The sequence below is a fragment of the Alteromonas sp. BMJM2 genome (assembly GCF_027257845.1).
In the GTDB taxonomy this organism is placed as follows: domain Bacteria; phylum Pseudomonadota; class Gammaproteobacteria; order Enterobacterales; family Alteromonadaceae; genus Alteromonas.
In genome coordinates this window covers 162505-173853 of record NZ_JAPVOT010000007.1, presented here as the reverse complement: position 1 = coordinate 173853, position 11349 = coordinate 162505, and the positions used below count along the sequence as shown (strand labels likewise).

General features: G+C 41.4%; 13 protein-coding genes and 1 other RNA gene. 8 read left to right on the top strand and 6 right to left on the bottom strand.

Going from position 1 to position 11349, the window contains the following annotated elements; all coding sequences use genetic code 11:
* Window positions 1-75: 75 nt before the first annotated feature.
* On the bottom strand, window positions 76-549 hold the full coding sequence (locus O9X84_RS10020; RefSeq protein ID WP_269519604.1) for a YbjQ family protein: 474 nt from the start codon (window positions 547-549) through the stop codon (window positions 76-78).
* A gap of 203 nt (window positions 550-752) precedes the next feature.
* Here O9X84_RS10020 and O9X84_RS10015 point away from each other — a divergent pair, with 203 nt between their 5' ends.
* The 4 genes from O9X84_RS10015 to O9X84_RS10000 are packed head-to-tail and all read left to right on the top strand — an operon-like array spanning window position 753 to window position 2338.
* Window positions 753-977, top strand: a complete 225-nt coding sequence (locus O9X84_RS10015; RefSeq protein WP_269519603.1) for a DUF4177 domain-containing protein — start codon at window positions 753-755, stop codon at window positions 975-977.
* A complete protein-coding gene (gene yidD / locus O9X84_RS10010; protein ID WP_269519602.1) occupies window positions 970-1194 on the top strand; it encodes a membrane protein insertion efficiency factor YidD in 225 nt (74 codons plus the stop codon). Before O9X84_RS10015 ends, yidD begins: the two co-directional genes overlap by 8 nt.
* Before the next feature lie 12 nt (window positions 1195-1206).
* A complete protein-coding gene (locus tag O9X84_RS10005; RefSeq protein ID WP_269519601.1) occupies window positions 1207-1602 on the top strand; it encodes a TM2 domain-containing protein in 396 nt (131 codons plus the stop codon).
* Window positions 1556-2338: a M48 family metallopeptidase gene (locus tag O9X84_RS10000; protein ID WP_269519600.1), complete on the top strand. Its 783-nt coding sequence runs from the start codon at window positions 1556-1558 to the stop codon at window positions 2336-2338. Before O9X84_RS10005 ends, O9X84_RS10000 begins: the two co-directional genes overlap by 47 nt.
* Before the next feature lie 561 nt (window positions 2339-2899).
* Here the strand turns inward: O9X84_RS10000 and O9X84_RS09995 are convergent.
* Window positions 2900-4021, bottom strand: a complete 1122-nt coding sequence (locus tag O9X84_RS09995) for an ISAs1 family transposase (protein WP_269519599.1) — start codon at window positions 4019-4021, stop codon at window positions 2900-2902.
* 120 nt (window positions 4022-4141) lie between these two features.
* On the opposite strand from O9X84_RS09995, the gene O9X84_RS09990 reads away from it, so the two are divergent.
* The 4 genes from O9X84_RS09990 to O9X84_RS09975 all read left to right on the top strand — a co-directional run bounded on the left by O9X84_RS09990 (window position 4142) and on the right by O9X84_RS09975 (window position 8196).
* Window positions 4142-5971, top strand: coding sequence for a hypothetical protein (locus O9X84_RS09990; RefSeq protein ID WP_269519598.1), 1830 nt, complete (start codon window positions 4142-4144; stop codon window positions 5969-5971).
* Between the two features lie 26 nt (window positions 5972-5997).
* Window positions 5998-6456 (top strand): hypothetical protein, encoded by a 459-nt coding sequence (locus O9X84_RS09985; RefSeq protein WP_269519597.1) that lies wholly within the window; start codon window positions 5998-6000, stop codon window positions 6454-6456.
* Window positions 6457-6608: 152 nt separating this feature from the next.
* Window positions 6609-7007: a hypothetical protein gene (locus tag O9X84_RS09980; protein ID WP_269519596.1), complete on the top strand. Its 399-nt coding sequence runs from the start codon at window positions 6609-6611 to the stop codon at window positions 7005-7007.
* Complete coding sequence (locus O9X84_RS09975; protein ID WP_332108325.1) at window positions 6982-8196, top strand: DUF6575 domain-containing protein; 1215 nt, start codon at window positions 6982-6984, stop codon at window positions 8194-8196. The genes O9X84_RS09980 and O9X84_RS09975 overlap by 26 nt, the downstream gene beginning before the upstream one ends.
* 37 nt (window positions 8197-8233) lie before the next feature.
* Here O9X84_RS09975 and O9X84_RS09970 read toward each other — a convergent pair whose 3' ends face one another.
* The 4 genes from O9X84_RS09970 to ssrA form a co-directional block, all read right to left on the bottom strand.
* Complete coding sequence (locus O9X84_RS09970) at window positions 8234-8950, bottom strand: hypothetical protein (protein WP_269519594.1); 717 nt, start codon at window positions 8948-8950, stop codon at window positions 8234-8236.
* Between the two features lie 132 nt (window positions 8951-9082).
* Window positions 9083-9268, bottom strand: a complete 186-nt coding sequence (locus tag O9X84_RS09965) for a hypothetical protein (RefSeq protein ID WP_269519593.1) — start codon at window positions 9266-9268, stop codon at window positions 9083-9085.
* Window positions 9269-9356: 88 nt separating this feature from the next.
* Window positions 9357-10850: a site-specific integrase gene (locus tag O9X84_RS09960; protein ID WP_269519592.1), complete on the bottom strand. Its 1494-nt coding sequence runs from the start codon at window positions 10848-10850 to the stop codon at window positions 9357-9359.
* 99 nt (window positions 10851-10949) lie between these two features.
* Window positions 10950-11306: a transfer-messenger RNA gene (ssrA, locus tag O9X84_RS09955) on the bottom strand.
* Window positions 11307-11349: the final 43 nt, after the last annotated feature.

Here is an 11349-nt window from a genome sequence, read left to right as displayed (position 1 = left end):
AAGGTAAATATTTTTCGATAGATATCGCGACACTAATAGACTGGTGAAGCTTTGTGACTCAATCTTTTAAATTTGTCATTTTTCAATTTCTATCGCGGTCCCACTCGCTACGAGAAACATCAAAGGAGTTCCTGCAACAGATATTTCACTGTAGTCTAAATCTACTGCTACAACGGCATCAGCGCCTAATTTATACGCTTCACGCCTCAATTCGACTAAAGCCGTAGACCGGGCTTCTTGGAGAGTGTTTTGCATAGACGAGTGCCGAATTTCACCGATACTATCTATCGCGGCTGCAAAACCAGAGCTAATAGTAAAGCGATATACGTATTCGGCAGTTACTATTCCTAACCGTTTGCGAACTGTAAATGGAGAAATAGATTCAGTGGTTAGAATTATATGGTCATATTCATTTTTCCTAGATTCGGTGTCTAGACTAGCCTTTCTCTGTGCTTCCTCAACCTGTTTACGCTCTTCTATTCTGCGATTATTTATGGCTCTTACGTTCTCAATGCTTTTGTCGTCCAGTTTTGTTTCTGCGACGCACACAGCTCGCGTGTGGGCAATGCGGAACCTTTCTTTTTCGCCCTCAGACTCAAATACAGCTATAGTTTTTTCGTTGACAATAATACTTAACGATGAATGAACGAACTACTCAGCCCTATATGTAACATAATGAATTATTGTTGCCGCCTTTTGTCAATTACTATATCGTAGTCAATTGTTAAATATAAAATTTCAGGGAAGATGTTATGACACAATATGACGAATATAAAATAATACATGTGGTAGAAGGTGGTTGCGGGACGTTATTACTCGGCTCAAGTGGATTACCTTTAAAAAAGCTAGAAGCAACGCTTAACATGGAAGCACAAGATGGCTGGCAGCTTGTTTTCCAAGTTATCGAGAATAAGCGATTTATGCTTTTCTGGAGCCGAGAAGCCGTAATATTAACCCTCGGCCGTAAGCGTGCTTAAACGGGTCGCACTTTCTGCCATTCGTCGATACCAGACGAGTGGCGGCTCCCAAATTCATTTCAATATAAGCTGCAACTTTACTCCAACATGTTCTGAGTACACATATCAAGCAATCGAAAAGTACGGCTTAACGAAAGGCATTTATCTTGGTTTTTCTCGAATCCGGCGTTGCAATGACCCAGAGTGTATTGCGGTAAAGTCAGATCCGCTAGACTAATAAGGTTTTTACATGGACGATATAGCACTTAGAGAACAAGAAGAAGCGCTGAGAAACAAAGCTGCGCAACTCAGCGCAGAATTAAGAAAACAGTACTATCAATTTGAAGAGCAGTTGGTAAAAGATCCCGATACCTACGCTGTACTCAACTATTTTTTCGCGGCTGGTTTGCATCACTTTTATCTTGGAAAAGTAGCGCGAGGTGTCGTGAATTTAGTATTGATGCTGATTGGCCTCGCACTAATTTCTTATCATGGTTGGGTGTTAATAGTTCTTGTGTGCTTAATTGAATTGCCTCAATTATTTAATAGCCAAAAAATAGTTAGGCAATACAACATTGACGTGATGCGAGAAATACTAGATGAGCTTAACAATTCAAAGCAGAATCCAACAATCCCAGCAGACTAAACGAACGCAATGGCTATTAATTTTAGCTGCCACAATAACCATTGTATTAATGAGCGGTTATCAGTTTTACACCAAAGGTGTTCCCTATTTTGCCGAAAAAATATCAGAATCGTTACCCGAACAGGTTTACGAGGTTGTGGACGAAAGCAGTTTAAATGAATTAGATGATTTAGAGTTCATGGCCTCTGAATTGAGCGACGCAGAGCAGGGCAAAATACGTGCTCTTTTCAACTTATTACTCTCAAAAGACACCCATGGAAATCGAGATTACAAGCTTGAATTTAGACAATGGGGTGGTAAAGCGAATGCTATGGCTCTGGCAAATGGTACTATTATTATTACCGATAGTATGGTGGTGCTCACCGATACTGATCAAGAACTTAGTGCAATATTGCTTCATGAGATAGGCCACGTTGAACATAACCATGTTATGGAGTCGCTTGTAAGCTCTTCTATTGTATTTGTTACCTTAACTGCAGTACTTGGAGATATCTCTGCTCTCTCAGATATAATAGTGCAGGGAGCAATGCTGGGACTAAATCAAGGCTACTCTCAGCAAGCGGAATTAGAGGCCGACTTTTATGCTCACGAACGTATGACTAAAAAGTATGGTGATGGTACGTCAATGATTAGCATTTTCGAAAAATTAGCTATTCAGTTGAAGGGCCAACACAGTTGGTTGAGTTCGCATCCCAGCTTTGAAAAACGGATAGAGAAAATTAAGCGGACGGATTGATTTTGTCTTACTAAATCAGACTATTTACACGTGTTTTCCTAATCTTTGAATTTTGTAAATTGAATTACACACTTTTGGTGAAAAAGCTAAATTAAAACTGGCTGTCTGTTGTGTACGTAGTGCGGAGCTTCACGATTTAGCTTTTCAGATTCAACAGCGAGCGAAAAGCAGACATATTTGAATTTATTTGATAGTCTGGATTAACTGCAGTTTTCGACCCAAAGTGGACGTTATAAAATCAAGAACTTTTTCACTCTAGATTCGAAATTCACATCATATGACTCAATTATATCGAATCAAGAGATGTTTATTTAATTAGTAGTGATTTGGATGTAGATAAGGGATATAAATTGAAAAAGAAAAAAAAGCTCCTCAAAGCCCTATAAAATCTGCACTTGTAAAAGTCATAGGAAACGCACAAAACGAAGTCATAGCGTTACACCGATTTTTTTCAAACTTAAATACAAAAGAAATTTACCAAAGCTTCCCTTTTATAGCTAAAAGTCCCCAGTTTACTAATTCAGTTAACCTATACAGTGATCAGGGCGAGAGCATGAATGCTTAAATATCGCTCAACGCCCGCAAACCCGCTGTTAATACTTGCTCCAGATAGGCAGTGCTGCCATGTGCTCGCTTTTGTTTACGTGGAATACTGATTTTTCTGGTCGTTTCTGCCCGGAGCATATTTAAGGCTATTTTTCTGGCACCTGATAATATTTCAGCCGCATTGCCACGATATATCTGGCATTCATCTTCCTTCATCGACACATCAAGTACCCAGTGAAGGCTGTTTTCAACGGCCCAGTGGCTGCGCACTGTCTTGGCAAAGCGAGCTTTTGTTAGCACTGCTGAGCTGATGTAATATCGATACTCTAGCGATTCTTGGCCGTTTTTTGTCTGCCGATAGCTTAGTGTAACACCAACGCTTTTTAGTCCTTTCCATTCAGGAAAAGTGTCGGCTAACGTTGCAGCATCCATAACATGATACGCTCTGGCTTCGCCACGGCCGTGACTTTTCTCAATGCAAATCACTTCCTCATGAACACTCTCTGCAAGGGCGCTGCGCACCGCAACATGCAGCGCTTTTTGGTTCCCTTTCAGTGCCAGCAGGTAATCACCGCCGCTATCGATAATTTGCTCTGCGATATCGGTTTGGCAGCCCATCGCATCAATTGATATCAAACAACCTTTGATATCCAGCAGGTTAAGTAAAGCCGGAATGGCCGTGATTTCATTCGACTTATTCTGGGTCTTAATCTGCCCCAATACCACGTTATTTTCCGACGCAAAGGCATTCACCATGTGGATGGCTGATTGCCTGTTCTCACGGTTGTAAGAGCCGCAAAGCCGTTTGCCATCAATCGCAATGAGCTGCCCCTCGGATAACTCTGCCACTGACTGCATCCAGCCAATAAAGCAACGCTGGAACTGCTCGCTATCTATTCTGGATACCACGCGCGCTATGGTGTCGTGGACTGGCAAACCATTCTTAAATAATCCTTTGTCGGTGAACCAGTTAAAGTGCAAGTCACCAAAGTCTTCGATATCTTCCCATCCCTTTGCTCCGGCGATGGATGCACACACCACAAGGAATAAAATATCAGTGAATAAATGTGCTACCTTGGCCGACTGGCGAGGATCTTCTAATTCACCAAAGAACTGCTCAAACGCACCTGTGTCCATGACTCTCTCCGCAAAAGAGAGTATAAGATCACAGGCGCAATAATTCGTCTAGCTGTAATACTACTTGTTATGACAACTGGCTAATTTATGTTCATGATCTTGCCCTGATACAGTGATATATTGAAAAAGTTATTCAATGCAAACTCACATCAGCGTCTTAAGCTTATCAATATCAAAAACAGCAAAGGTGAACTCGCCTTGCGTGTTGGTGACGCTGATCTCTTTGGCCTAATCAATATTGGCGATGACTCTGGTTTTTATAAGTTGGCTGAAGATGTCGATAGCTTTGATACAGAGTCAGATGACTTTGGCAGGGCTTTGTTCCGAACCTTGAATGACAAAGATAGTAAGTTAAACGTCCTAATCGGCTCTCGAAAGTTTACTGAAGGCTGGAGTAGTTGGCGCGTATCTACTATGGGATTGCTCAATATGGGTCAAGGAGAAGGCTCTCAGATTATTCAGTTGTTTGGTCGTGGAGTTCGTCTGAAAGGTAAGGGTTACTCACTTAAGCGTACTGAGCCGAACCAGCGTCCGAAGGGTTTACACTTAGATAAGCTCGAAACATTGAATATTTTTGGCGTGCGGGCTAACTACATGGCTGCCTTCAAGGATTATTTGAAAGAAAAGGGTATCACGCCAAGTGATGAAATCATTGAGCTGGACTTCCCAACTCAACCTAATTTGCCGTCAAAAAAACTGAAGACGTTAGCTTTAAAAGATGGATACAAGGATAATCAGAAACTTGGGTTCAAGCGCACGCACTTTCCTTGGTTATACGAAATTCCTGCCGAGTTTGATGGAAAGATAAAGACGCCTCATATTGCACTTGATATGTATCCCCGGTTGGAAGCGATAAGTACTACTGCTGGTAATGCAGCCCTTCAAACCAATGTGCGGAATGAAGGAAAGCTAAATCAATCACATTTTGCGCTATTTGATTTTGATCGCATCTACCTAGCGTTGCAAGCTTTTAAACAGCAGCGCAGCAGGAGCAACCTTCGCTTAGACAAGAAAAGACTCATTGATTTTTGCTTAGGAGATCAAAACTGGTACACGCTCTATATGCCAGAGTCTGAGTTTAAAGCGAAAAGTGTAGCCGATATTAAACGATTGGAAGATATACTCATTCGTTTGCTGTGTGATTACACTGACCGTTTTTATAAAGCACTAAAAACTGGATATGAAGGCCAGTTTTATGAAGTAATCCCGATGCATGATGAGCACGGCTCTATGCTCAAACTTTATCAGTTTGAAGTGGAAGATAGTGATGATGGCCATGAATATCTCAAAAAGTTAGAAGCACTTAAGGCGCTTGTTGCTAAAGGTGATTTGGGTGAGGCAAGCAAATGGAATGCGCCTCATATGGTCGCACTCAGCTTTGACCGCCACCTCTTTTATCCGTTGTTATCACTCGAAGATAAAGATGCCGTACCATTAAAAATGCGCCCTATGGCCTTCGACGCACCAAGTGAAGTTCAGTTCGTAGAGGATTTGCAAGCTTTCTACAACAGTGCTCAGGGTAGAGATGCCATAGGTGAGCGTAGCTTATATCTGCTGAGAAACGCAGATTCCAAAAGTAAGGGTATTGGTTTCGCAACGGCTGGTAATTTTTATCCCGACTTTTTACTTTGGCTGGTTGATGACGCTTCAGGAGAGCAGTGGTTATCTTTCGTTGACCCTAAAGGACTGAGACATATGGATCTAGACCACCCTAAACTTGGTTTATATAGCGAAATCAAAAAAATTGAATCTGATTTAGCCTCGCAAGCTGCTGCCGGAGAGCCCTCGCTAACACTGAATGCCTTTGTACTATCGCCAACTCACTACTCGGATCTTCTGAATATTGGTGACAAAATCAAAAAGCATGAACTCGAAAATCGTCACGTACTATTTATGGATGATGGCGGCAGTGTTTACTTAGATAAAATGTTTGCGATGATTGGTCGTTAAATTTGCCAAGGAAAGCAGGAGTTTATTTGAACGAGTTAACTTTAGTTCTTGAAGTACTTCTGAAAGCAGTCTATGAGGCCATTGAGAAAGATAACTCAATGGCTCTTGAGACTCTGATTAATGATAATAAAACGTTTTTGAGTAAAGCTGCATCGGAAAAGTACTTATTGGTAGAAGCTTTCAATCATCATGCTATGGAATGCTTCAAGGTAATGCACAACAAACTCGATATTGAGTCAAAAGAGAAACAGTTAGGCGTTATTGAAGAGTTTATTCTTTCGCGAACGAGGGAGCACAAGCATCTGAATACCGAAACTGACTTATCTATGATAAGGCTCATAGGTGACTTAGACTTTGAAGACCGATTGTATTATGAGCTAAAGGCCCATATTGATAATGACTTCCATATTTTGATGTTTGCAGCATTCCTTAGACAATCTTCATTATCGCCTCTTGAATACCTGAAAATCGCATCATCCGATTGAGAGAAGCGCCTATGCCTTTTGCTATTATCCGAGTGAATTACAGTGTTGACTTTACGCCTTCTAAAAACTAGAAATTAGTGTATTATAATGACGTGTTTGCATTTTTACATTGTGTAAGTACGTTTAAAGGAATGAAGTAAAAGGAATTAGTAATGAATTGGCCGCTCCATTATCCAGAACAATGTCCTCCTACCGACGCTTACAGGTATCAGGGGAGGATTTTTCGGTTTACCAATCGAACACATGCTTCAGTAAAAGACTTTACTTCACATTACGAAAGAAAACCCAACGAGAACTGGGAAGATCCTTGTCAGGCCCGTGGACTCTCTGTCGTCAACTGTCTAGTGGGACTGAAGGAAATGAGAAAAAGCGTACCGGCGCTGAGACGAAAAAAAGTATGTGAAGCTGTCATATCAAAAGATGAGGGAGTAATCGCAGACACGCCTTCCAACTCATCGAAAAGACATAAAACGTGGTGGTTGCCAACGTCGCTCGAAAATCCTGTTGAGATGTTTTTTTCATTTGATGAAAGTGAGCTTAGTGATGTTTAGGCTTCCAAATGGTACGCCGATGGGGTCGCTCTCAATTATTGAGACGTTTGAGTACTTCGATTTCCCACGACTCTTTACAACGAAATCAATAACGGGACGCTATTACCTCGGGTTATCTATTTTAGATGAAGATCACTATTTAGAATGGTTATATCTAGAAATATCTTCTGAAAAGATCCGTCGATTAATCGCCAAAGAAGTTTCGTTACAAGACGCCTTCACAAAGCCAGAATGTGGATATTTATTAAAAGTAGTCTGTACAGATCGCGGTGATGATAAATTTGACTACGTATTGCCTGAGCTATTGTCTGAAGATGAGCTTCCATTGCCTGATGCGTATATTGAAGTTGCTGATAAAGCAAAACAATATGGGCTAGGAGAGATAACTCCTCATATAGCTGCTAAGGCGTCCCATCGTGAAACATTGAACTTACATTTATTTCCAGCGGATTCCCATCTGCCGGAATTAAATGCTCGTAGTTTTGGTAGCGTGTTGGTATCAATTCAAGAACTTGTTGACGCAATAGGACAGGTCGCAAACGATGGAGATGCTACGCTCAAAGGAGCAATAGCAGAAGATATATTGCAGAAAACAAAGTTGAATGCCTGTCAGATTTTTGAAGGCTCATTTGGTGTTCAATTAAAATCAGCTACTTTGAGTGACATGTTTAGTGAATCGCTTGCTGCAAAAACTCTCGAAGAATTATCTGGTTTGTTGATGGCTGGTGACACAGAAGAGTTGCTTAGCAACAAACTGCACTTCCTCAAAGGTAGGGTGGCTTCTAAATATAGACGTGTTCTGAAGGAGCTCAATAAACTATCTACTGGCCTGACGTTTGACTGGGGATCCCCAAATGATGGGTTGGGACGGAAAGTGGAGCTAACAAAGGCGCAAATTGATAAAGCATTTACAATTGTAGACAAAATAGATATTGAAATGTCTGAATCAATCGAAATTAACGCGAATCTAATTGGATTGAATATCCGCACAAAGCGTTATGAAATCGAATCTTTAGACAGTGATGAATCCTTTTCCGGTCGAGTGTCAGATGAGGCCATTCCTAAAATGCAAAATGCCACTATCAATAATAGATACAAAGCAAATATCAAAAAAGTGGTAGAAACTAAAGCTTCTTCGGGAGACGAAACGATTAAGTGGATTTTAGTCGGTCTGAATCCATTGGATTAACCACTGGACTGGTTTTACTTACTTTAGATCTTGACTATTAAGACAAGGTCCACGAAAAAGAGTTCTTATTAGGATTAAAAGTCACTTTAATTTTTTTATCCTTTTCCTTTCTAGAAGAAGCGAATGCTTCCCATGTATCAAAATCAAATTCGCTAGCAGACTCGATTAATTCCTGTCGGATAACAATCCTTAAATTTTCATCTGGGTCAACTTCTTGATATGACGTAGTCCAATGAACGGAAAGGTCATCTTTATCACGATAGCCAGATAGGATAGGAACGAGACTAATCTCTTGATCGAAGCCTTCAATTTCGTTTGGTTCACCCATGTTATTTACTACGCCCACGTAAACCTTTCGGTTTGATAGTGTCAACATGACATAAATGTCTTCATAGACGTAAGATTCATAAAGAAGCGCATCTAACGGTGAGTCTGCCAACACCCTTCCCATTAAGATAATGCGGGCATCTACTTCATGTTTTTTGCTTAGCTTTTTCAGTCGACGCTGGTCAAGCCGTACCCACGACAGTGCAATCGCTAACGTACTTATTGTGAGCAAAAACACCCAAGTTAACACAGACGCTTGCTCATGTTTGACATTGAGTGACACCTGAGTCAACTCAATAAGAAGTGCTTCAATATTAATGTTATACGAACATATGGTCGCGGGGACAAGTGAATCAATAAGTACTAATAGGGTATACGCGACTAGTAGGCATGCTAGGCCAAGAGATGCACTCTGCAAATAGAGCATTTGACCTTCATATCGATGCAGTCTGTAATATTGAAAAGGGCTCTTTTTGCAGATTAAAAAACCCGCTGTCAGAATAGGTAGTAAAAGTAGAAGAAACAATCCTTACCTCTCATTCAATCCTTGAAAGAAGACTTAACCAGCGGTTACAAGCTTCGCTGCACGCTCGGCGTTATCCTGAAATGACTTTGTTTTACGAATCTCTGAGGCGTCAGCAACGAGAGTGCCACGTCCCACAACTTTGCGTGAACGAACTTTGCTCTCTTTAAGCTTTTGAATGTTTTTCAAATCTTCTTCGTTGAATGAAAATAAATTAAACATGTCTGACTCTCCCTAACTACGTGCGAAGCATGATACTCACCGCGCTTCCACAAGTCTATCTAAGATTAGCCTAGTTCCGGGGATGAGATCAACTTTCCACCTTCCAAGGCTTCACATTTTTTAGGACATCACGAAAATCCAATTGTTCGATTATATTCTGTAACTTCTTTGCTTCGAAATTTTTGCCATAGCGGCCAAAGGTGATCATCTGGTCTGAGTGCCCTAGGATTGCAGCAGCATCAACTTCTCTCGCGCTATCGCTTTGCTTGTAGAAATCGCTGACATTGTGCCTAAAGCTATGGAAGTCCTGCTTCTTCCCTTCAATGTTTATACTCAATTTCTCTCTAAAGCGAGCGAACCAGTTAGAGGCGTTTTTACTGTAGCCATCTCGGCTTTTGGTCAATGCGTTAAATAGGCGAGGGTGTTTTAATTCCTTGACGTTTTTAAGATAGTCCAAAAATCCCAACCTTATCAGCTCTGAATGGATGGGGACCACACGTCGACTGTTCTTGTTTTTCAGGCGTTGGTCTGGGCGTTCGTCGGTAAACTTAAACAGCATGACGCCATTATCATCGACAATATCGTCAACATAGAGTTGGCATATTTCGTTCATTCTCGCACCGGTATAGAGACCAATAAGCGGAAGCCAATAATAGTGAGGATGTAGTGCTTTATGCTGAGTAAATATTTCGTGGCTAAATAGCGTTTCTAGCTGTGGCTTAGACCATGGGTCCCGTTCCTCATTGTCTAATTTTGCATCTTTGGGTTTTTTTACACGCAATCCTTCAAACGGATTATCTGGAACATAGCGGTTTTTTTTGCACCACTTATAGAATGTCGAAACAGCTTCGATATATGATTTTGTGGTCGATACCGCCATCGTTTCTTGGGGTTGTGACTGCAAAATCTCTTCAATACTAAGCTCTCTATATATGGCTAGCTTATTGATGTTCGCAGGTAAACGAAGTAGCGTATTTCGATATTGTTCAGCATCTTTTAAAACAAGCGAATCAACAGCCACATCACCGAATATATCAACAAGACGGCGTAGCTTACCCTCTATTGCATTGACCGACTTTTCATCAATATGTTCGTGGATATTGTTGGCATCGCGCTTTAATGTAAGATATTCGTCGATAGCCTGAGAAAGCAAAACGGTGTTATTTCTCGCACTGGCTTTTTCCTGCGGCGTGATGAGACTACCTTTAGACTTATGATCGTGGATCATGGTCATATACGCTTGGAAAGCCTCTGCTTCAGCTTTTGGATCGTCAAGATCAAACGTCACCGCAGGAAAGGTATTATCCCCAACCTTTGATTCGCCAACAGTAATTAGGTGGGTAAATTGCTCATCATCATGAACGGTTTTAGTCATAAATTCCTTCTCATACTTCGAAAAGTACTGTTGAAGCGAAAACGCCAGCGGAATAGAGCGGCGTTTAGCAACGTAAACATCTTGTGTCTTCAACGACACCTTAAATTCAGTTTTACCAATGTATGCCACTAAATGGCGAGGCGTCCTTTGACGAAAATACCAGATTTGTGCGCGTTTAAAAAGATAAGAAGGGAGTGTGCTTACCATACCAGCTCCACCTATTGTGTCTCAGTGTGTGTACCAAAACACGCGCCTTAGGTGGGCTAGATAGCAAAAAGCCCCTAAAAATAGGGGCTTAATACGAATTGGTGGAGCTGGCGGGATTTGAACCCGCGTCCAGAAAATGTCTACCTTTGGTACTACATGCTTAGTTTGTCTTTTCTTTAACTACTTTAGACCCCGACAAACAGGGTTCCTGGTAGCTGTCCTAATACTATTTCGCGGTTCAACCTTAGGAAAGTTTCCCTCGCTAGTTTGCTTATATGACCTTCCAAACCCACGCTAGCAAACTAAGCTGTGGTGGAAGGGCCTATACCGGTTATTAAGCGGCTAGTGCGTAGTTTTCGTCGTTTGCGACTATTTAAAGCGGCTTTTTTAAGAGGCCAGCCGCACCTCTGCATGCACCTCCGGCTTCCTAGATCCTGTCGAATCCTAATCAGCCCCGAGTGTGAGAGCGAAGTATAACATAACTCTGTGTACGTTAAAC